The sequence below is a fragment of the Streptomyces sp. a15 genome, from assembly GCF_059026085.1.
The window spans coordinates 1-23,468 of record NZ_JBWLKM010000113.1; the positions used below are offsets into that span (position 1 = coordinate 1).

At 68.3% G+C, this 23,468-nt stretch carries 9 protein-coding genes; 6 read left to right on the forward strand and 3 right to left on the reverse strand.

What is annotated here, in order from left to right:
- The coding region (locus AC5P09_RS46890; RefSeq protein ID WP_493879801.1) for an ATP-binding protein at positions 1-263 on the reverse strand (263 nt) is incomplete at its 3' end.
- A 160-nt stretch (positions 264-423) separates the two neighbouring features.
- On the opposite strand from AC5P09_RS46890, the gene AC5P09_RS46895 reads away from it, so the two are divergent.
- Together AC5P09_RS46895 and AC5P09_RS46900 are read left to right on the forward strand one after the other, a co-directional pair.
- Positions 424-1,278 carry a helix-turn-helix domain-containing protein gene (locus AC5P09_RS46895; protein WP_493879802.1) on the forward strand — a complete coding sequence of 285 codons (855 nt, stop codon included), beginning with the start codon at positions 424-426 and terminating at the stop codon, positions 1,276-1,278.
- Positions 1,279-1,289: 11 nt separating this feature from the next.
- Complete coding sequence (locus AC5P09_RS46900) at positions 1,290-1,484, forward strand: DUF397 domain-containing protein (protein ID WP_493879803.1); 195 nt, start codon at positions 1,290-1,292, stop codon at positions 1,482-1,484.
- Positions 1,485-1,885: 401 nt separating this feature from the next.
- Here AC5P09_RS46900 and AC5P09_RS46905 read toward each other — a convergent pair whose 3' ends face one another.
- On the reverse strand, positions 1,886-9,292 hold the full coding sequence (locus tag AC5P09_RS46905) for an RHS repeat-associated core domain-containing protein (RefSeq protein WP_493879804.1): 7,407 nt from the start codon (positions 9,290-9,292) through the stop codon (positions 1,886-1,888).
- A gap of 127 nt (positions 9,293-9,419) precedes the next feature.
- Complete coding sequence (locus AC5P09_RS46910) at positions 9,420-9,770, reverse strand: LamG-like jellyroll fold domain-containing protein (protein WP_493879805.1); 351 nt, start codon at positions 9,768-9,770, stop codon at positions 9,420-9,422.
- Between the two features lie 134 nt (positions 9,771-9,904).
- On the opposite strand from AC5P09_RS46910, the gene AC5P09_RS46915 reads away from it, so the two are divergent.
- The 4 genes from AC5P09_RS46915 to AC5P09_RS46930 form a co-directional block, all read left to right on the forward strand.
- Positions 9,905-11,836, forward strand: coding sequence for a glycosyltransferase family 2 protein (locus AC5P09_RS46915; RefSeq protein WP_493879806.1), 1,932 nt, complete (start codon positions 9,905-9,907; stop codon positions 11,834-11,836).
- Positions 11,837-12,580: 744 nt separating this feature from the next.
- Positions 12,581-14,116, forward strand: a complete 1,536-nt coding sequence (locus AC5P09_RS46920) for an FG-GAP repeat domain-containing protein (RefSeq protein WP_493879807.1) — start codon at positions 12,581-12,583, stop codon at positions 14,114-14,116.
- A 175-nt stretch (positions 14,117-14,291) separates the two neighbouring features.
- Positions 14,292-17,930, forward strand: a complete 3,639-nt coding sequence (locus AC5P09_RS46925; RefSeq protein WP_493879808.1) for a LamG domain-containing protein — start codon at positions 14,292-14,294, stop codon at positions 17,928-17,930.
- Between the two features lie 133 nt (positions 17,931-18,063).
- A partial coding sequence (locus tag AC5P09_RS46930) for an RHS repeat domain-containing protein (RefSeq protein ID WP_493879809.1) occupies positions 18,064-23,468 on the forward strand: 5,405 nt, incomplete at its 3' end.

Genomic DNA, 23,468 nt, shown 5'->3' on the forward strand with positions numbered 1-23,468 from the left:
TCCCAGACGCTCACCCGCAGCCGGTCGCCGCCGAGTCCGCGCAGGCGGAGGGCCGCCGGGCCGTCCGAGTACCGGTAAGCGTTGGTGACGAGCTCCGAAGCCAACAGCTCGGCGCGCTCCTGGAGTTGGTCCATGCCGTGTCCGGCGAGTACGGCTCGCAGGGTGACGCGTGCGATGCGGGCTGCGCGGGCGTCGTGGGGCAGTTGGAGGGCGTACGCCCATGTTGGGGATGTCTCGCACTCCAACGGGGATACGGTGACCATGAATGCCTCCTGCGGTGGGGGGACTTGGGCCGGTTGGGCGGCTCGGTTCTTACCGTAGGACCTAAATGGACTACATTCCACGCGAGCTAGGGAATGTAGTCGTTATTGCCTTCGTGTGGGTGACCTCCACGACGTACGTACGAATGGGAAGTCGCAGTCGATGCCACAGCCAAGCCCCCTCCTCACAGCCCGGCGTCGTCGTCTCGGGGTCGAGTTGCGCAGGCTGCGCGAGCGGGCCGGCCTGTCCGCAACGCAGGCCGCTGCCCTGGTCGGAGCCACACAGTCACGGGTGAGCAACATCGAAGCGGGGCGCTACGGAGTGAGCGCCGACCGCGTACGCACCCTCGCCCGGCACTACGACTGCACCGACGAGCCCTTGATCGAGGCACTCGCCGCACTGACCGGCGAGCGCCGACGCGGCTGGTGGGAGGAGTACCGGGACATGCTGTCCCCTCGGATGCTGGACCTGACGGAGGTCGAACATCACGCCACCGCAGTGCGCGTGGCGCACGTCATCAACATCCCCGGGCTGCTCCAGACCGCCGACCACGCCCGCGCCCTCTTCGGTCACACGGTGCCGCCACTGAAGCCCCACGAGATCGAGCATCGCGTTTCACACCGCATCAAGCGCCAGGAAATCCTGCACCGCGAGCAGCCCTCGCCCTACACGGCGATCATCCACGAGGCCGCCCTCCGCATGCGGTTCGGTGACCGGGCCACGGTCCGCGCCCAACTCCATCACCTCACCGAGGTCAGCGAGCTGGAGCACATCACGATCACCGTCGTCCCGTTCGACAGCGGTCCGTTCCATACCTCGGGGCAGGGGATCGACTACTTCCACGGAACGGTACGCCAATTGGACACCGTCCAGCTGGACACCGACCACGGGGCCGAACTCATCGACGCTCCGGCTCAGTTGGATCGATACTGTCTGATCCTGGATCGGGTCGAGCATGCGGCGCTTTCCCCTGCGAAGTCACGTGATTTCATTGCCCAGCTTGCCCAAGACCTCTGAAGGAGTCCTTCATGACAGAACTGCACTGGCAGAAGTCCACGTACAGCCAGGAGGCCTCCGCCTGCGTCTATCTCGCCACCACTTCCACCAGGCAGATTGTCGTCCGCGAAAGCAGCGAACCGGAGACTATCCTCACCACCGGACCCCGACAGCTCCGGGCGCTGATATCCATCCTGAGGCAACAAAGTATGAGCCGCCGCGACTGACCGCTCAGTTTCGGTCTCAGCACACCTCCACATGTTCGGCGACTTTCTTCAGGGCAGCCGCTCCGATGGCGCGTTCCAGAGAGTCGCCGACGAGTCGGCGAGCTTGAGCCAGTCGCGGGGGCGCGCTCCACCACGTACTGTAAATCGCATTCGAGCACTCTGAGTTCACGTGAGTCGCCCCCGAGATGCCGTCCACGAGTCGGCGGGCACGAAACTCCTCGACATCGACGCACTCTCGCACCGCTTCGCTGTCGATTTCCCGGACCCTCGCTGGGAGTTTCCATCACCCGGCAGTGAAGCAACACAAAGTTCCCCTCCGTGCTGATCTGATCGATCGCTCTTTCGGAGGGGAACTCCAGGTGCCTTTCAGTATTCGGATTAATTCAAGATGTGCCTAAGAATTAACCGAAGGATCCGCAGTGAACAAGGCGATCCAAGAAATCCTGAAACGACTCTGCGATTCGCCGAGGAACGCGATCCTCGTCGATGTATGCAACGGACGGTTCACCCGAAACCCCACACGAGGAATAGTCGAGCATCACCGCATCATGGCCGCCAGAAGGCATGTCGCAGATGACCACTCCGATTTCTGGATACTCCCATTCTGCGATCAGGTCGGCGCTTCCCAAGCCGGATGAAGAGTCGATCCCCCATTTTCCGCCGATTCCGAGAAGCGCTCGAATCTCGAAATGGTCTGCAGCCCAGGATGTGGAGAAATCCGTACCGAAACAGCGACGTTTCAGCACGCCACCGTTCCGTTGCTGCAGCACCGCCACATAGCTGGAGGGAAGCCGCACACCGAGTACGTCCTCCGCCCGAAGAACCATATTGGCATCCAGAGGAGCTCCTGTGTAGAATTCTTCATCCTCAAACAGTTCGTTCATTGCTACCTCCCTCCGGAGAATCCGCCTGTGTGCGCTGTGCGCTGTGCGCTTATGAGCTTCAGTCTCGATCAACTGCATGAGGCCAGGCTCTTGGTGGTGGTGCCAGGTATAGCCCGCTGGTTGTTCTTCGAGTCCTGCCGCACGGGTGGCTCGCAAAAAATCCGTTCCGCGACTACCGGAAAGCTCGATCCGGACATCAGGCACATCTGGATGGCGCCACGCAGAGAAGTCAGGGAAGCCATCCGCATCGAATGGAACATTCGTCTTGGGATGAACATCTCCCGCCAACTTTCCATTTCTCACCTTCGGCACTCCGCCGTCGGCACATTCGCAGCTTGCCGGGTGCCCTGTAACTGCACCACCACAATTGTGAACGAGGACCGGAGTGGACCCTGCGAGCACATAGTACGTGTGCAGGTCGCTGACCGTGAGGTTGTGGACTACGGCTTCGGAAGCCGTCCAACGAGTGACCGCGGTGATCTGGACCTGGATTTCTGTGCTGGTACGCAGCCACTCCCCGGACCGCAGATCCGTCGCGTCAATCCACTCGCCCAGCTCGGGAACCCAGAAGGGGTGTCCGTCGGTGGCCGTGACCGAGGCGCTCTCGTTCCCGTTCGTGCCGTCGAGATCGAGGGTGACCTCGACGAGGTGCTTCAGACCCTTGCCCTTGATCTCGGCAGTGACCGTCTCGACCTTCGTCTCGCCGGTCTCCGGATCCGTTGCACGGACCTTGTCCCCGATATCGACGTCCTCGATCTTCTTCGTCGAGCCGTCGGCCATCAGCACCCGGGTACCGGGCGTGAAGCTGTTGTCGGTGAGGCACCCCCTGGCCTGCCTGCTCCTCCGCCAGTCCTTGAAGCTGTCCCACAGGTCCTGGCCCAGGCCGACCACGCGCTTGATCAGTGCGGCGGCCTTGTCCACCCGGAACAGGTACTTCGAGACGAGTCGGCCGAGTGGGCCGCCGCTGATGAGCGAGGTGACGACGTTCAGGGCGGTTGCCCCGCAGGAGCCGAGGCTGCCCGTGGTGAAGCAGTCCAGTGCGTCCGTGATGCCCAGCTCGTCCGCGATGATCTGGCCCAGTTCCTTGGCTACGGCGATCGCGCGCTGCTTGGCCGCGTTCACCTCGGACTGGACCGCGCGCTTCTGGACCGCTGCGGCGGAGTCCTGGCCCAGCGCCTCCTCCAGCGTCACGCCGGCGGCCGCCGCGTTCGACGAGACGCGCGGTGGGCCCGGTTCGTGACCGGGGGTGGTGTTCTCGCACAGGGGGCACGGCCGGGTCGGGCAGTCGATGTCCGCGCACATGCCGCTGGGGTCGGCGTTGGCGACGGGATTGTTGTTGCCGTACGCGTAGCCGTTGATCTGCTGCGGGTTGTTGTAGTTGATGACCGGGTCCGCCGAGATGAAGCGGCCGGTGTCGGCGTCGTACTCCCGTGCGCCGAGTGTGGTCAGCCCCGTGGACTCCTGGATCGTGCCGCCCACGAAGCCCTTGTCGTTGACCCAGCCCGTGGACGACGAGGACTGGTCGCGCGCGTTGCCGAACGGGTCCGTGCGGCGCCGGGTCGTCTCGCCCGTCGTAGCGTCGACCGCCAGTTCCGCCGTGCCCTGATGGTCCGACGCCAGGAAGTGGACGCCGTCCGCCTCCCGCATCGCGACCGTCGAGCCGCCGAAGGAGTAGTAGCGGGTCGCCGTCACCGCGGACGTGGACTTCGCCAGGTGGAGCTCCATGCCCGGCAGGTAGAACGTCTTCTCGTCGGGGGTGTCCCGGAGGATCCGCTCACCGGATGCGTCGTACTTGTACGACGTCACCGTCCCGTCGGCATTCGTGACCGTTGTCAGCTCGCCCTGCTTGTCCCAGGCGAGCGACTGCGTGTCGCCGCCGAGGACACGTGTCTTGGTGTTGCCGGACACGTCGTAGGTGTAGGTGTCCTTGGACGTGATCTGCGGGGTCGTGCTTGTCGCAGTCGTCGTCTCGACCACCGACGACACCGTGTGCGGGCCGGACTTCGCCCCGGACGGGCCGGCGCCCGCCTCCCCGTACTTGTACGAACGGGTCGAGGTCGCGCCGCCGTTCACTCCGTGCCGTACCTCGCTCGTGCGGTTGCCGATCGAGTCGTAGCCGTACTCCGTCCAGAACGGGGACACTCCCCCGACCGTCGAGGACGACGCAGCGGAGGAGCACGCGCTCTCCGAGGCTCCCGTGCCCGACGCCCCGCCGGAGGTCACCGATGACGTCCACGTGTCGGTCAGCCGGCGCAGGCCGTCGTACGTGAAGCACTGGACGTCGCTCGTGCGACCGGTCGGGGTGTCGGCGATCGACAGGATGTCGCCGATCGCGTTGTACGTGTAGTTCGAGTCGTACGCGACGCTCGACGCGCCCTCCACGTCCACCCGCGAGTTGGTCAGGCGGTCCGTGCCCTGCTCGAAGGTGTTCGTGATCCAGGTCTTGGGTGTCGACGAGACACCCGTGGAGAGCTCCAGCTGCTCCAGGTTGGAGGTCGGGGAGTAGGAGACGTCCGAGACGTAACTACCGCCGCTCAGCGACGTGTTGAGCGCGACAGGGCGCTGCAGTTCGTCGTACGAGTACGACAGCGCCTCACCCGTCAGACCTCCCGCCGCCGGCAGGCCCTGCCCCTGCACGGTGCCGTCGCGGTTGTACTGGGTGTTGAACTCGTACGTTCCGCCCAGCTGCGGCTCGGCCGTCTTGGACAGGAAGTACTTCGTCGAGGTCGGCTTGTAGTCGTTGTCCGCGTCGAGGACCGGGTAGGTCACCGACGAGTGGACCGCACCGTCCTTGTAGGTGTAGACGCCGTACAACTCGCCCTTGGCGGCCGTGTCGTACCGGGTCACGGAGAGCCGGGTGCCCGTCGTGGCCTCGCCCTGCCAGGTGGAGACCGAGCGGCCCAGTTCGTCGTACACGGTAGAGGTCTTGTCGCCGTTGACCGTGGCGGAGGTCATGCGGTCGAGCTCGTCGTAGGTGAACGAGCTGGTACCCGTGTCCGGGTCCACCGCCGACTTCTTGCGGCCCAACTGGTCGTAGGTGTACGACCACACGTTGCCCACGTCGTCGGTCACCTTCGACAGCAGCCCCGAGGCCGTGTAGCCGTACGACGTGGTGACCGCGGCACCGTCGGCCGGGTACTCGAGCTGGGTCGTCGTGCGCTCACGCGCGTCCGTGACGACGGTCGTCTTCGTGCCGCCCGTCGGCGGGGTCGTCGTGACGCGGTCGCCGCCGTACGCGAACGTCGTGCGGTACTTCTCCGTGCCCTGGACCTTGAAGATCGTCGCCTTGGTGCGGCTAGCGCCGTCGTACTCCGTGACCGTCTGCGCGTCGAGGTCGGCGTTGACCGGCTCGAAGAGTGTGGAGGACGGGGCGCCGGCGGCGTAGTAGGTGTCATTGAGCTTCACCACGCGGCCGGAGCCGTCGTAGAAGGTGTCCGCGACCATACGGCCGCCGCCCGCGCCCTCGGTCTGTTCCTGGCGGGGCCGCAGGAAGCCGTCGTACAGCGACCACTCGCTGCCGTAGGACGTGCCGTCGTTCTCGATCTTCTGGGTGTGGACGGCGGTGGGGCCGTCGTCGCCGCGGATCAGGTACGCGTACTTGAGGGACGGCGCGAAGCCGGAGGCCTTGGGGTGGTCCGGCAGCCACACCGACACCAGACGGCCCAGGCCGTCGTACGCGAAGTCGGTCCGCATGCCGTTCTGGTCGACCTTCGCGCTCGGCAGTCCCCACTGGGGGGCGTACTCCGTCGAGGTCGTCCAGCCGAGGCGGTTGGTCGTTGTCGACTTGGTTGCCAGGCCGTACGCATTGTTGGTGTAGGTGGTCGAGGACGTGTACGTCGTCGACGACGACGCCGTCTGCGCGTCCTTCACCACCAGCGGGCGGCCGTAGTCGTCGTACGTCGTGACGGCGGTCGTCTGGTACGTCGCCGTCGTGCCGTCGTGGGACGAGAGGCGCTTCGTCGTGGTCGCGTCGCCCTTGGTCGGGGCCGCGCCCAGGGTGGTCGAGCCGTCGTAGTAGGCCAGGTCGTCCGAGATGACGTCGGACTTGCGGTTCGGAGTGGTGGCGCAGTCCACTCCCACCTTCTCCACCCGCGACACATACGAGTACATGTGCAGGCTCACACTGTCCGCGTACTCGGTGCGGGTGCACTGGTTGTCCGCCACGCCGATCTCACCGAGGTCGTCGACCCGGACCGCACGACCGGTCTTGCCGTCGTACGACGTCGTCGACTTCGTGTGTCGCCAGCCGCCCGTGGCCAGCGCGACGTATGTGTCCAGCGAACCCCGCGCTACATAGCGTGCCTTGCGCGTGCCCCAGTCCTTCGTCTCGGTGGCCGTCACCGCGGTCCAAGGCACCGTCACCGATTTCTGGGTGACGGCGGAGCCGTTGTACGTGATCGTCTCCAGCTCCTGACCGGCCTTCCAGTCGGAGTCGTCGTAGGAGACACCGAGGGAGTCGGCGACCTTGGCGGAGCGGGTGGTGCCGCTCTTGTCGACGTCTCCGTCGAGGCCGCGGAAGAAGACGTGCTCGCTCTTGGTGTTGGACGCGGAGTTGGTGCCGGCCGAGGTGGCGACCTGGACCCGGCCGTAGCCGCGCCAGTCACCCCAGGTGCGGTACTCGGAGGTGGTGATGCCGTCGGCCGGGGTCTTGCGCCAGCCGGCGTCGCCCACGTACGTGTACGAGGTGACCTGGTCGTCGTTGTCGCCGGTGAGATCGGTCTCGACGACCGATGCGACGACGTACTTGTGGAACCAGTCGAGGATCGGGTCCTCGGCGCCGGGCGGGTTCCACTTCACCGGGAAGCAGCGCTTGGTGGAGGAGTCCTCGGCGGGCAGGCTGCCGGTCGTGCACTGGGCTGCCGCGTAGTTGACGCTGAGTGCGCCGCCGGACTCGTTCACCACGCCGGACAGGCGGAAGCGGTAGAACGGGTTGAGATTGTCACCCGTCTCGTCCACGCGGTTGGGCAGTTGGGTGCCGTACAGCTCGACGGACGGGACGGAGACGGCGGTGCCCGCCTTGCCGGTGTGGTCGATACGGTTGAGCCACAGGGATTTCGAGGCGTCCCCGTTGTCGGTGAAGACGTGGGACAGGCTCCACTCGTCGACGGGCGAGTAGGTCGCGTCACCGGTGCGGATCTGCGTGGTGATCTTCGTGAGCTTCTTGCGGGTCCAGAACGTCGGCGAGTTCTGGCCGGCGCACTTGGTGTCGACCTTGCAGTTCCGGTCCCAGGGGACGTCAGGCCAGTCGGCGGCCGTGGAGTCCGTGAGGTCGGAGGCCTCGCAGTCGGTCAGGGAGCCGATGCAGCGCTCGGCGGTGGTGAAGACGACCTGGGCGGCCGGCTTGGTGGAGTACGCCTTGCCCGCGCGCTGTCCGTAGTCGATGCGCTTGAGGTAGCCGCCGCGGACGTAGGACTTGCCGTTCTCGCCGGTCTTCAGGCCCTGCGTGTAGTAGTTGGTCTCCTTGCCGTAGAAGTACGACATGACGTTGCCGTGCGGGTCGATGACGTGGTCGAGGTTCCAGCGCCAGGCCTGCGTGCAGGACGCGTTCGCGAAGGTGGCGTTGTAACAGGGCTCACCGGAGTCGTCGCCGTAGACGGGCACGGTCCAGGCGGAACCGGTCTCCTCGTTACCGCTGGCGTAGCCGGGCAGGCGGCCCTGGCCGAAGAAGTACTGGGTGCCGTCGGCGACGGTGATCTTCCAGTACTCGCCGTTGTTGTCGCCGTTCGTGGCACCGGTCAGGTGCTCGATCTTGGAGTTGTCATCGGACTCGACCCGCCACTCGCCGGTCGTGTCGTCCTTGACGAGCTGGCCGGAGGTGCCGCCCGCGAGGGCCAGCGTGGCGTTGTCGTATGCCCAGCACTCGTCGCCGTACGTGTCGTCGTGTCCGTCGTCGGCGCACGGCTTGTAGCGACGCTCGATGTAGCCGGGTTCGTAGCTGAAGCCCTGGCCGATCCACGAGCCCTGGTTGTTGGTCGTCGCCGTCTGGCCGTCGATCGACTGGGAGTTGTAGTTGAGGCCGACGGTGGGCTGGAGGCCGCCGGGGACTGGCGGGGTGGTCATCGGGTAGGACCAGGTGAACGCGCCGGAGCTGGTGTCCACGCCCCACTTGGAGGACGTCGAGAGGCTGGTCGCCGTGTAGTCGCCGCCGTCACCGCCGCTGCTCGCGGTGGCCGCGAGGACGGTGGCGGAGGAGGCCGTGGCCGTCTCCGCCGTCCGCAGCAGCTGTGTCCGCGTGCCCGAGGTGTCACCGGCTGCGCCGACGGTCGCCGTCAGTGTCTGCGCCGCCGCGTTGTTGGTGCTCTTCAGGTACGTCGGAGTCGAGCACGCTTCCTTCTCCGGCGTTGTCAGCACGCACGCCGGGTACTGGGCGAGCCGGAGGCGGGAGCCGTAGCCGCCGCCGTAAGCCTCCGCGAAGTCGGAATAGTCCAGGGTGACTTGGGCTGCACCCTTGGTGGCCTCGCCGTCGGTGCGGGCGACGGTGAAGAGGACTCCGTCGATGCCGGCCGTGGAGGCCGCCTTGCGGCCGAGGACCTCGACGCGGACGGACTCGGCGGCCTTCTTCCCGTCGGCCGCGGAGGCGGCCTTCGCGGTCAGGGGCAGTCCCTTGGCCTTGGCCGCCTTGCCGGACAGCGCTATCTCGGCACTGCCTGCCTTCGGCCAAGCCGTCTCGTCGGCCTGTTCGACGGCCGCCTTCTCCGCCTCGTCGGTCTTCTTGAATGCCTTGGCCTTGGCGTTCTTGCCGCGGACGGGATCGTCGAGATTCGTCTGGGTCTTGGGCTGAGTCAGACCGTCGGCGGCGGTGGCCGCGGGGACGTACTGAGGGAGCAGGCCGACCGACAGGGCCAGGCCGAGCAGCAGGGCGGCCCGTCTGTGGCCGCTCCGCCGAGCCGGTCGTGGCGACCGGTACCAGGGAGGCGAGGACATGACATCTCCATCGAAAAGAGGAACGCGAGAGAGAAAGAGAAGAACGGAGCACGGGGGGAGGCGAGCAGAGCGATGCGTGGGCGGGCGGCTTCCGTGCCGCCCGCCCAACTGGATCGGGGTGCTGTGTCTAGGTCTCGTCGATGCTGGAGCCGGCCGGCAGAACCGCCACCCTTGCCAGGAGTGAGGCGTCCAACGGACCCTGCAACATGCGGACTTCGTCCATGGAGCCGGAGAAGTACCCACTCGCTGTGGAACCCGTCAGCTCCCGGCCGACCTGAAGACTCGTGGTGCTGAAGTCCCAGGCGTTGTCCCAGGAGGCGTCGACCGCCGCGATGCCGTTGACGTACAGCAGCACGTCACCGAAGACCGCGTTGTAGACCAAGGCGAGGTGGTCACCGTCGCCCGTGGAACGCGGCGCGTCGACCGCGTCGAGGAGTGTGGTGGTCACCGGGGACCCGGTATCGGCGTCGGTCACCACCAGCTGCCAACGAGCTTTATTTGCCAGGTAACGGCCGGGGTGGCTCTTTCGGTGATTGTCTCCGCGCTCGCATCGGTCCTGTTGCTCAGCAAAACGTTCCGTCGGCGCCCAGGCCGGCAGGTAAGGTCCGTGGGATGCGGAGAATCAAGGTCAGCGTGATCGTCCCCGTCTATAACACCGGGAAGTACGTCGACGATTGCGCGCCGTCGCTGCTCGGGCAGAGTCTGCCTGCCGACGAGTACGAGGTCATCTACGTCGACGACGGGTCGACGGACGACACGCCGGCCCGGCTGGAGAAGATCGTGGCCGCGCATCCGAACGTCCAGGTGCACACCATGCCGAACTCCGGGTGGCCGGGTGCGCCGCGCAACCTCGGTATGCGGCATGCCAAGGGTGAGTACATCCAGTTCGTCGACCACGACGACACGCTCGGGTCCGAGGCCCTGGAGCGGCTGTACGAGCACGCGAAGCGCAATGACGCCGACGTGGTGATCGGCAAGATGTCCACCACGATGGCGCGGCCTCGGCGGCTGTTCCGGTACACGGTGGACGCCTGCACGATCGAGAACGACGAGCTGATGCAGAGCCTGTCGCCGCACAAGATGTTCCGGCGGGCCTTCGTCGAGGAACACGGGCTGCGGTACCCGGAAGGGCCGTGGATCATGGAGGACCTGGCCTTCGTCAGCGCCGCCTACCTGAAAGCCGAACGGATATCGATCCTCGCCGACTACCCCTGCTACTACTGGATGAAGCGGGACGACGGTGGCAACAACACCCGGCACCGGTTCAACCCGCGACAGGGGTTCTGGCCCAACTTGCGCACCATCGTCCGCCAGATCAAGGACGGCACAACCCCTTCCGACGACCTCGACGCGCTGCAGAACCGGCTGCTGCACCGCCTCTACCACGTGGAGATCCTCTCCCGGGCTCGCGAGCCCGAGATCCTGCGCGAGGACCCGGACGAGCAGCGGCAGCGCTTCGAGGCGGCCCGGGAGCTGGTGCTGGAGGAGTTCCCGGCGGCTGTGCGGGACGGTCTGCCCGCCGTGTCACGGCTGCGGGCCGAACTGCTGGAACGCGGCGACTTCGACGGGGCGGTGACGCTCGCGCAGCGCATCCGCGAGGTGCAGGCACGCGGCGAGATCGGCGAACCGCGCTGGGAGGACGGCTGCTTGGTCGCCGATGTCACGTTGGACCTGCTGCGCGGGGACGGCGAACCGCTGGCCCTCGTCGAGCGGGGCGGAAAGTGGTGGCTGGACCCGGAGCTGCTGGACGGCGTGCCGGGCACGGAGGACGGCTGGGAGGTCCGCGATCCGTTCCGGCTGGCGTACGCGGAGCTGGTGGTGAAGGACCGGGACCGGGAGGACTGGTGGTATCCGGAGGGTGACTTGGAGGTGCGGTTGCGGCCGCTCGGGGAGGGGCGGTCGCGGCTCGTCGGGTCCGGGCGGCTGCGCCTCGACCCGGAGCGGCTGGCGGGCGGCCGGCCGCTGGGGCGCGGGGTTCACGACGTGTGGGCGTACGTCCAACTGCTGGGCGTCGACCGGATGGTCCGCATGACGACCGGCGACGGCACTCCGGGCGCCCCGGCCGCGGGCCCGGCGCTGACCGGCGGGCGGCTCGCCCTCCCGTACTGGACGACAGGCAGGGGCCAGCTCACCCTCGATCTGGGCCAGCGCCTGCGCAGACTCGGCTCCGACACGACCGGTGCCGCCGCCGTGAACGCCGCGCGCGGCAAGTCGTCCCTCCCGCTGCCGTATGTGGCGTCGGCGGACAGTGCCCCGGTTCCCGTCGAGGTCAGGGTGGCCTCCCTGAAGGTGGCGGCCAAGCTGGTCCCCGGCGCCGACGGAACGGCACGGCTGCGCCTCCCGGCCCGCATCGAGCTGCCGGCCGGACGCCACCCGGTCACCCTCCCGAAGGCGGACACCCCGGTCGCGTACGCCGTCGTCCGTGACGGCACCCTGCTGCGCCTGGAGGGCCCGGCGTACGAGGCCGGCACCAGGCGTCGGGTCCTGGACGCGGTCGCCGACAACCGTCAGGTCCGGCGCGTACGGCGGCGGTTGGGACGGTAGGTAGGAAACGGGTGACCCTCGCCGATCCGCCCCCCGGCGGCCGCGGGCCGGCGAGCGGCTGATTACAGAGGGTGTCGCCGGCTCCACGACAGCGGCGCCGCGCATCGACCGCCTGCGACTCGGCGCCCCTCTCACGCCGCGGCCACCCGCCCCGCAGCCTCCGGTCCCACCTCACACCGCAGCAGCTTCCCGCCCCGCCCGAAGAGGTCGTCTCCGAGCGGAGAGCCGCCCCAGGTCGTTGCGTAATGGCAGAGGAGGAACAGCCCCGCGCCCGCCGACGGCCGTGGCCGGAGCCGGGCGCAGGGGCCGGGACCGTTTGTTGAAGGGCGGCGGGATGTGCGGGTTGGTGTCCCAGACGCTCACCCGCAGCCGGTCGTCACCGAGTCCACGCAGGCGGAGGGCCGCCGGGCCGTCCGAGTACCGGTAAGAGGTGCCGTAAGGAACGTGCAGATGACATGACCTGTCTACGCCTGATCAAGGGCAAGCTCGTGTCGGTTCCCTTGCTGCCGGGGGTGCCCGGTCGAACCAGGTGCCGAGGGTCTCCAGGTCAGTGGAGGTGGGTGGGCGTCCCGCGTCTCCCTCGCCGCGTACGGAGCGAGGGAGGCCCTGTGGGTGGAGTGTGACCAGTGTGATTCATGTCACGCATTGAAGAGTAGAGAAGTGTGTTGCATGTGCACCTCAAGTGAAGCCATGATCCCTTGACCTTTTTAGATTCTCTTTATGTACGGGGCATAGGTGAAAAGGGTGGGGAAAGCATGGCGGCGTAGTGCTGCCACTGTTCTGGCAGGGGCACTGCTGGCCTTAGCGGGCGCATCCGGCGGTACGCCCGCCGCGGCCGCCGTCGAGTGCCCGTCGGGGACCGATTCGGACTTCAACGGCGACGGCGTCAGGGACACGGCGATCGCCGATCCGGAGGCAAGCGTCGACGGCGTGCAGAAGGCGGGGGCGGTGCACGTCGTGTACGGCGGCGGCAAGGGCACCCTCACCTTCTCGCAGGCGCCCGACAACATCCCCGGTGCAACCGAGGCCAACGATCAGTACGGCTACGCGCTGGCCGTCTACGACGCCGACCTCGACGGATGCAGCGACCTCGTGGTCGGCACGCCGTACGAGGACATGGGCACCGTGCCCGACGCCGGGGTCGTGCATCTCATCTACGGCTCCACGAGCGGGCTGAACGCCGGCACCAAGCCGGTGAAGGAGTTCTACCAGGGCACCGACAAGCCCCTGGGCGGCGGAACCGAGACCGACGACTGGGTCGGCTACTCCCTCGCCGCGGGCAAGACCTCGGCCGGTGCGCCGTATCTGCTGATCGGCACTCCCGGCGAGTCCATCGGCACCGCCGAGGACGCGGGCGGCTTCTACTACGTCGGCGGCACCGCGCAGACCGTCGCCTTCGTCCACCAGGACACCGAGACCGCGGGCGTCGTGTCCGGCACGGCCGAGCAGGACGACCGCTTCGGCACCACCATCGCCGCGACCCCGACCCACTTCGCGGTCGGCACCCCCGGCGAAGCGCTCGGCACCGTCCCCTTCGCCGGCGGCGTCGGCTTCTTCAGCCACGCGCTCACCTCGAACTCCCCGAAGCCGCTCGGCGGCCTCGGCCAGGACCAGGACGTGATCACCGACGCCCCCGAGGTGGACGACCAGTTCGGTGCCGCGCTCGCCATGGTGCCGTACCGGGCCTCCGGCGCGACCTCCACCACCGAGTCGCTGCTCGCGGTCGGCGTGCCCGGCGAGGACCTGGTGACCACCGTCGACGCGGGCGCCGTCCAGGTGTTCAAGCTCGCAGCCAACGGCACGTTCACCGAGACCGCCTGGATCGACCAGAACGCCGCCGACGTGGACCAGGAGTCCGAGGCCGGCGACTTCTTCGGCAAGCGGCTCGCAGCCGTCAACACCTCCCCGAGCGCCACCTCCACGGCCACCACCACCCGCCTCGCCATCGGCGTGCCGGGCGAGGAGTCGTCCGAGGAGCACGCGGAGAAGGGCGGCGTCCAGATCGTCCCGCTGGTCGGCGCGCCCGGCGCCTCCGACCAGTGGATCGACCCCGGCTACGGCGTGCCGGGTGCCCCCGCCCCGCGCCAGCTCGCCGGCCTCTCCCTGGCCGCCACCCCCTCGGTGCTGTACGTCGGCATGCCCTACGGCCCCGCCGAGGGCCGCGGGGTCTACGGCTTCCCGTGGAACGTGGCTTCGGGCGGCGCGCCGACGGTGACGATCAAGCCCGGCGAGGGCGGCCTCCCGGCGACCGGTGTGGCCTTCGGGGCGATCGTCCGCTGACGACGCCCGCGCGGTGGCCGGCCGGCCTCGGAACGGCCGGCCGCCGCGTCACACCTCACCCTCACGAGCCGCGCCAGGCACGGCTTCCCGAGGCAGGGCTCACCTTCGTGGTGACGGCCCGGTGCCTTTGGCCCCTCGACTTCCCACACAGACATGAACCGACGGGAGTGGACGCGTGTCCGCAGACAGACCCAGAACGATACGGCGGGGCCTCGCGCTGCGCGCCGCTGTCGCGGCAGCCGTCACCGGCGCCGTCGTGGCCGGCGCCGCGGTGCTCCCGAACGGCGGCGGACCTGACCAGGGCCCCGCCCCGGTCGCGGCCGACCAGCCGCTGGTCACCGAGCAGCAGGCCATGGCCTCCGCGAAGGACAGCGGCAAGCGGGCCGAGGTGGTCGGACTGCGCACCGAGCGCAGGGAGATCTTCGCCGAGCCCGACGGCACCTTCACCGCCCGCGAGTACACCGAGCCCGTCCGCACCGTCCAGGGCGGCAAGTGGGTCTCCGTCGACCCGGCGCTCGTCAAGCGCGCCGACGGCACCTGGGGGCCGAAGGCCGCCACCGTCGACCTGGCCTTCTCCGCCGGACAGGCCGGCAAGCCCTTCGTCACCATCCGGCGTGCGGGCCGCGAACTCGCCCTGACCTGGCCGTACGGCAAGCTGCCCGCGCCCAGCGTCGACGGCGACACCGCCACCTACGCCGAGGTCCTGCCCGGCGTCGACCTGACCGTACGGGCGGAGGCGGACGGCTTCGGCCATCTGATCGTCGTCAAGACGCCCGAGGCCGCGGCCGATCCCCGGCTGGCCCGGCTCGACCTCGGCATGACCACCGACGGTCTGAAGGTCGCCGAGGACGCCACCGGCGCGATCCTCGCGGAGGACGCCGTCGTCGGCGGCACCGTCTTCCAGGCCGGCAAGCCCACCATGTGGGACTCCGCCGCTGTCGAGGAGACCACCGCGCGCAAGCAGGGGCCGAAGGCGGTCGCGAAGGCGCTGAAGTCGGCGACGGCGGGCGCGGCAGACACGAGCGCCGCCACCCCCGGACCGGAGGCGGCCCCCGAGCCCGCCCTCGACGGTCCCGGCGGCGGCGGGCGCGTCGCCCCGCTGGGCGTCGAGGTCGGCAAGGACAAGCTGAGCCTCGTCCCGGACCAGAAGCTCCTCAAGGGCGAGGACACCGTCTTCCCGGTCGTCATCGACCCGATCCAGCGCACCACCTCGCGCACCGCCTGGACCGGCGTCATGTCCGGCATCCCCAGCGAGCAGGACTGGAAGTACTCGGGCAGCGCGGGCGTCGGCAAGTGCCCGACCGACTACAACCCGGTCTCCTGCAACGGCGTCGGCTCCCGGCGCGTGATGTTCACGATGCCGCTGTCCTTCTACAAGGGGAAGCAGATCCTGGGCGCGACCTTCTCCGCCCGCGTCGAGCACATCTACAGCGCCTCCCCGACCGCCGAGCCCATCCAGCTCTACCGGATCGGCGGCGCGAACTACGGCCTCACCTCGTCCAGCAACTGGTCCAACACCTCGGACGACTGGGACGACTATCTCCAGACCGTCGACAAGGCGATCTCCCCGACCTCCTGCTCCAGCCAGGCCAACCTGCACTTCGAGAGCGGTTCGACCGGTGAGCTGACCAGCGAGATCAAGACGGCCGCCGCGGGCGGCTGGAACGCGATGACGCTGGGCCTGCGCGCGGCCGACGAGTCCCGCTTCGCGGAGTGGAAGCGGATCTGCGGCAACGCGTACCTGTCGATCAAGTACAACAACCTGCCCCGGCAGATCAAGATCTCGGACATGTCCACGGACCCGGGCGGCGTGTGCAAGTGGGGCACGGGCCGTGCCACCACCGACGTGCCGCCGAAGCTCCAGGCCATCGCGAGCGACCCCGACCACGGCAACGGCCAGACCGACAAGGTGAAGGTCCAGTTCAAGGTCGAGTGGGGCGGAACCACGCCCGGCTCGTACACGTACACCACCCCGGACTGGCTCTCCCCGACGACCGGCACCAAGTTCGTGCACACCGTGAAGTCGTCGATCCCGCAGAACACCCCCATCTACTGGAGCGCGCGAGCCTACGACGGTGACGGCTACGGCCCGTGGAGCTCGGAGGGCGACACCCCGCAGCGCTGCGAGTTCACCTACGACAAGACCTGGCCGGGCAAGCCTCTCGTGCTGTCCAAGCAGTACCCGTCCAACACCGTCTACCACGACGGCGTGGGCACCTACGGCACCTTCACCTTCTCGCCTAACCCGAACGACGCCATCCCGGACAACGACGTCGTCAAGTACCATTACTCCTTCAACGGCGCGGCGATGACCACCCTCACCCCGTCCTCACCGGGCGGTTCGGTCTCCGTCCAGTGGCTGCCGACCCGTTCCGGGCGCCAGGTGCTGGAAGTGGTCGCCATCGACAAGGCGGCGCACGCCAGCAGCACGCCGTACGACTTCCTGGTGAGCGAGGGCAGGCCGGTCGTCGCCCAGTGGAACCTGGCCGACCAGGCCGGTGACACCGAGGCGCACGACGAGAGCGGTGAGTTCTCGGCGACCGCCGGTACCGCCGTCACCTTCGGCGCGGACGGCCCTGGCGGCAAGGTCGACAAGGCGGCCCGCTTCGACGGCAGCGCCGAGTCCTACCTCGACGCCAGCGAGACCGTGCTGGACACCGCCAAGAGCTTCAGCGTCAGCGCCTGGGTGCGGCCCACCGCCCTGGACAAGGGCATGATGGTCGTCAGCCAGGACGGCACCGGCGAGCCCGGCTTCACCCTGGGCTACGACGCCACCGCGAAGACCTGGAAGTTCTCCGTCCCGGTCAACGACGTGGACTCGCTCGGCGAGTGGAAGGCCGTCTCCACCGGCATCTCCGTGGTCAAGGACCAGTGGGTCCTGCTGACCGGCGTGTACGACGCACAGAAGACGGGCGGCCCGCAGCTCCAGCTCTACATCAACAAGGACCTGAAGGGTTCGGCCCTCCGGCGCTCCGTCTGGAAGTCGTACGGCCCGCTGCAGATCGGCCGCTCGACGGCCAAGAGCGGCTACCGCGACAACTTCGTCGGTGACCTCGCCGAGATCCGCGTCTTCGACCGTCTCCTGCCGGCTGCCCAGGTCGCCGAGCTGATGACCATCAAGCCGGAGCGCAAGGGCTACTGGCAGCTGGACCAGGCCACCAACGGCTCGGTGACCGAGACCGGCGGCGGCCAGGCGCTGACCCTCGCGGGCAACGCCTCCATCTACCGCCCGGCCGACCCGCTGTTCGACACCGCCGCCCTGGTCGGCGACGGCAACCTCGTCCTGGACGGCGACGGTGACTACGCGTCCACCGCCACCGCCCCGGTCACCGGCAACAGCAGCTTCACCGTGACCGCCCGCGCCCAGCTCACCTCGCTGGACCCGGAGAAGTCGCAGACGGTGCTGTCCCTGCCGGGCACCAACGCCAACCGCGTCCAGGTCCACTACCAGGCGGCCACCGGGCAGTGGGAGCTGGCCGTGGCGAAGACGGACACGGTCGCGGCTGAGATCGTCACCTTCACCGACGACCAGCAACTGGCGGATACCGGTGGTTCCGGTCAGCACCTGGCCGTCGTGTACGACGCCTTCGCCAACTCGATCCGCCTGTACGTCGAGGGCCAGCTCGTCGCCGGTGCCTACGGCACCGACAACACCCTGTGGTCCGCCACCGGCGGTCTCCAGGTGGGCCGTTCGCTGCGCGGGGCGAGCGAGTACTTCGCGGGCGCCATCGATGAGGTGCGCGTCTACAGCGGAGCCGCCGATGTGATCGCGGTACAGCAGATGAGCCTTCTGGCGGCCGTGCCGGACATGTGACGGGACGTCGCTTCCCAGGTGTGCCGGGCCCTTCGAGGCCCGGCTCACCTGTCCTGCACACCTTTTCCTTCTCCCTTTCCTACGATCAGGAAGTTGGCAGATGTTCTTCCGTGGCCGCTCACTGAGCCGCCGCATGCCCAGACGGACGCTGGTCGCGACAGTGATGGGGCTCTCCCTCGCGCTGTCCGCCTCGTCGGTCCAGGCAGTGGCGCTCGACGACGGCGACCGGGGCCGCACCAGCCGCCCCGGCGTCCAGGACGACGGCGATCCCGCCAAGGGGCGCGATGCCAAGTCCAAGACCCGCCCCTCCGATCCGGCACGCAAGGCAGCGGTCAAGGGCCTCGACAAGGCGGTGTGGCCTAAGCAGGGCAGTGCCGAGATAGCCGTCGGCGCGGCTGCGCCGACCCAGGCCGGCGGCCTGCCGGTCAGGGTCGGCAAGGCGCAGGCGAAGGCGAAAGCGCAGGCCGAGGCGGCGACGGCGGCGGACAAGGTCCGCGTCGACGTCCTCGACCCGAAGCGGGCCGCACAGCTGGGCGCCGGCGTCCTGCTGGGCGTGGAGCGTGCCGACGGCGCGGACAAGGCGGCCAAGGTCCGCCTGACCGTGGACTACTCGGAGTTCGCCGAGGGCTTCGGCGGCTCCTACGCCTCGCGTCTCCAGCTGGTCCAGCTTCCTTCCTGCGCGACGGTCGCCGTGCCCGGCAGCAAGGCGTGCCCGGAGCAGCCCAAGGTGCTGCCGACGGTCAACGATCTGGAGACGGGCACCGTCTCCGCCGACGTGACCGCGGCTCCGGCCCCGGCCGAGGGCGTGTCCACGATGGCGGGCGAGGCGACCTCACTGGTCGCCGTCGCCGCCGGTCCCTCCAGCGCCCAGGGCACCTACAAGGCCACGGCCCTGGCCCCCTCGTCGAGCTGGAGCGTCGCCACATCCTCCGGCGCGTTCAACTGGAACTACCCCTTCCGTTCGGTGCCGACCCCGGGCGGCCTCACGCCGACCGTCGGCCTCGGCTACTCGTCCCAGTCGGCGGACGGCCGCACCTCGGCGACGAACAACCAGGGCTCCTGGATCGGCGAGGGCTTCTCCTACGACCCCGGCTACATCGAGCGCCGCTACAAGCCGTGCTCCGACGACGGCCACGCCAACTCCGGTGAGCAGTGCTGGGCGTTCGAGAACGCCACGGTCATGCTCAACGGCTCCGCCGGGGAGCTGGTCAAGGACGACACCACGGGCAAGTGGCACATGTCGTCCGACGACGGCAGCAAGGTCGAGAGGCTGACCGGCGCCACCAACGGCGACAACGACGGTGAGTACTGGCGCATCACCACCTCGGACGGCACCGAGTACTACTTCGGCCAGAACCGCCTTCCGGGCTGGGCCACCGGCAACGAGGAGACCAACTCGACCTGGACCGCCCCGGTCTTCGGCGACGACTCCGGCGAGCCCTGCTACAACGCCACGTTCACCAGCGCCCACTGCCAGCAGGCCTGGCGCTGGAGCCTCGACTACGTCAAGGACAGCCACGGCAACGTGATGTCCTACTTCTACGACCGCGAGACCAACTACTACGCGCTCAACGCGAAGACGGACGTCAACGGCACCGCGTACCACCGCGGCGGCTACCTCAAGCGCATCGACTACGGCCAGCGCGACGGCCAGGTCTACGCGGCCAAGGCGCCGGCCCGGATCGTCCTCAACACCGCCGAACGCTGCCTGCCCACCGCCGACTTCGACTGCGTGGAGAGCAAGCGCACCAAGGCGAACGCCGCCCACTGGCCCGACGTCCCGGTCGACCAGGAGTGCAAGGCGAGCACGAAGTGCACCTCGCCGGTGCAGACGTTCTTCACCACGAAGCGGCTGACCTCGGTCGTCACGCAGATGCGCAAGGACGCCACGACCTACCAGGACGTGGACGCCTGGAGCCTGACGCACCTGTTCACCGACAACGGTGACGACTCCAAGACGCTGTGGCTGTCGAAGATCGAGCACGAGGGCCGCGCCGGTACGGCGATCAAGCTGCCCTCCGTGGACCTGTTCGGCGAGCAGCTCGCCAACCGCGTCGACGCGATCGGCGACAACATCGCGCCGTTCCACCGCTTCCGCCTCTCGATGGTCCTCAGCGAGACCGGTGCCCAGCTCGACGTCAACTACGCGCCGACCGACTGCACCAAGGCCACACTGCCGACGCCGGGCGAGTCGACCAAGCGCTGCTACCCGGTGAAGTGGGCCCCGCCGGGCTATGTCGACCCGATCACGGACTGGTTCCACAAGTACGTCGTGGCGGCGGTCATCGAGACCGACCGCACCGGCGGCAGCGACGGCATGGTCACCCGCTACGACTACCAGGGCGACGCGGCCTGGCGTAAGGCGAAGCCGGACGGCATCACCGACGCCAAGTACCTGACCTGGGGCGGCTGGCAGGGCTACGGCAAGGTCAAGGTCACCAGCGGCACCGCAGACGTGCAGAAGACCCGCGTCGACTACACGTTCATGCAGGGCATGGACGGCGACAAGGACGCGGCGGGCAATGCGCGTTCGGTGACGGTGAAGGACAGCACCGGGGCGTCGTACTCCGACGACGAGGAGTTCACTGGTCACCAGCTGGAGGTCGCCACCTACGACGGCGCCAAGCTGATCTCCAAGTCCATCCAGACCCCGTGGAAGCACTACAGCGCGACGCAGACCCAGAGCTGGGGCACCACCCGCGCGGTGATCGTGCGCTCCCAGACCGGCCGCGGCTTCAATCTGAAGTCGGACGGCACCTGGCTGGAGACGAAGTCGACCACGACGTACGACACGTCGAACGGCACCGGCCGGGCGCTGACGGTCGACGACCAGGGTGACGTTTCCACCACCAAGGACGACACCTGCACCCGCACCACGTACGCGGACAACACGGCGAAGAACCTGCTCGCGCTGCCCGCGCGCAGCGAGTCGGTGTCCGTGAAGTGCGCGACCACGCCCGACCGCAAGACGCAGGTCCTGGCCGACGAGCGCACCTCCTACGACGGCGGAGCGTTCGGCGCGGCACCCACCAAGGGGGACGCCACCAAGACCGAGCGGATGACGTCGCACAACGGCACCACGGCGACGTACCAGGTCACCGGCACCACCACCTACGACGCCTTCGGCCGCCCGCTGTCCCAGAAGAACGCCAAGCAGCAGGGGACGACGCAGGAGACCAAGACCGCCTACACCGAGACCAACGGCCTGCTGACGAAGACCACCGTCACCAACGCCGCCGGTCACGTCACCACCACCGACTATGCCCCCGCCTGGGGCATGTCCAAGGGCCAGACCGACCCGAACGGCAAGCGAACGGACCTCGCATACGACGCCATGGGCCGGCTCACGTCGGTGTGGTTGCCGGACCGGGTGTCGACCCAGACGCCGAGCATCAAGTACTCCTACAACGTCCGCAAGGACAAGGTCACCTCGATCAAGACAGAGAAGATCGAGAACGACGGCAGCTACGGTGCTGAGTACCAGCTCTACGACGGCATGCTCAGGCCCCGCCAGATCCAGACCGAGGGCGCCGACGGCACCCGCATGGTCGCCGACACCTGGTACGACGGCACGGGCAACGTCAAGAAGACCAACGCCACCTACAACGCGGCCGGCGCCGCCTCGGACGAACTGCTGCTCGTCAGCAACGGCCAGGTCGGCCAGCAGAGCCTGATGGAGTACGACGGTCTGGGCCGCCCCACCGCGCAGATCCTCGCAGTCGGCGGCGGCGAGCAGTGGCGGACCACGACCACCTATAACGGTGAGCTGACCAGCGTCGACCCGCCCGTCGGCGGTGTTCCCACCACGACGATCACTGACGGCCAGGGCAGCGTCTCCGAGATCCGCCACTACCGCGGCGCCGCACCGGCCGCTGGCGTGCCCTACGAATCCACGAAATACACGTACACGGCCCTGGGCCAGCTGGAGACCGTCACCGACGCCAAGGGCAACGTGTGGCGGTACGAGTACGACCAGCTCGGCCGCAAGACCAAGTCGGTCGACCCCGACGCGGGCACCTCGCGCACGGAGTACGACGAACTCGACCGGCCGATCGCCACGTACGACGCCCGGAACAAGAAGACCTCCACGGTCTACGACGCCCTCGGGCGCGTCCTGACCACCTGGCAGGGCGAACCCACCACGGGCACCAAGCTCACCGAGACCCGGTACGACAAGGCGGGCTGGCTGGGCTATGCCTACGGCTCCTTCAGCTACACCTCGGCCACGGAGTACTTCGCCTCGGCGATCCAGTCGATGGACGAGTTCTACCGCCCGCTGAAGACCGCCTACCAGATCCCCGCCTCGCAGGGCTCCCTGGCGGGAACCTATGTCTTCAGCACCTCTTACAACCAGGACGGGACAGTCCGGGGAACAACTCTTCCGGCTGTCGGCGACCTTCCGGAGGAGCCGCTGACCTACACGTACGACAGCCTCCAGCGTCCCAAGACGATGACGGGCTCCACCTCGTACGTCACCAACACCGTCTACTCCGGAAAGAGCCTCCTCCAGCAGCTGGAGCTGAACACCGGCAGCGGAAAGAAGGTCTGGCAGACCTACAACTACGAGAAGGGAACCGACCGGCTCACCCGCTCGATCGTCGACGTCTACGGGGCGACCGCCCCGGCCAAGGACTCCCAGTACTCCTACGACCAGGCCGGCAACGTCCTGTCCATCGCGGACACCGCGAATTCCGCCTCGCCGGACATGCAGTGCTTCGCCTACGACGACCGCCAGCGGCTGAAGGACGCCTGGACGCCGACGGCCACGGCGACGACCGCGGCCGGCATGGGCACCCGCGGCTCCTCCGTCCCGGTGGAGGGATCCGGCCCAACGGCGTGTGACTCCGCCGCCGGCACGAGCGCCCTCGGCGGCCCGGCTCCGTACTGGAAGTCGTACGAGACCGACGCCATCGGCAACCGCGTCTCGGAGACGGTCCACGACACCGGGCGCGACGCCGCGAAGAACATCACGCGCAGCTACGAGTACGGCACCGCGGGCGCGCTGGGCGACGGACCGCACCAGGTCACCAAGATCGTCGAGAAGACCCCGACCGGTGACCGGCAGTCCACGTACGAGTACGACGACTCCGGCAACACCACCAAGCGGACCATCGGCGGCAACGCGCAGTCCCTGGTCTGGAACGACCAGGGCAAGCTCGGCGAGGCCACCGAGGCGAACGGTTCCAAGACCACGTACGTGTACGACGGCTCCGGCAACCGCCTGGTGCGCAAGGACCCGTCGGGGACGACCGTCTACCTGCCGGGCACCGAGCTGAAACTGTCGGCCGACGGCACCAAGAAGGAAGCCACCCGCTACTACGACTACGCCGGTCAGACGGTCGCCGTCCGCACGGCGGGCAAGGTGTCCTTCCTCGCCTCCGACCACCACGGCACGGGCGAGGTGGCGATCGACGCCGCGTCCGGCACGATCAGCCAGCGCCGCTTCGACCCCTTCGGCGTTGACCGCGGCGAGAAGACCGGTGTCTGGCCCGGGGAGAAGGGCTATGTCGGGGGCACGATCGACGCCTCGACCGGTCT

Coding starts and splice junctions, on each gene's coding strand:
- AC5P09_RS46895 (WP_493879802.1), top strand. CDS start 424: ATGCCACAGCCAAGCCCCCTCCTCACAGCCCGGCGTCGTCGTCTCGGG.
- AC5P09_RS46900 (WP_493879803.1), top strand. CDS start 1,290: ATGACAGAACTGCACTGGCAGAAGTCCACGTACAGCCAGGAGGCCTCC.
- AC5P09_RS46905 (WP_493879804.1), bottom strand. CDS start 9,292: ATGTCCTCGCCTCCCTGGTACCGGTCGCCACGACCGGCTCGGCGGAGC.
- AC5P09_RS46915 (WP_493879806.1), top strand. CDS start 9,905: ATGCGGAGAATCAAGGTCAGCGTGATCGTCCCCGTCTATAACACCGGG.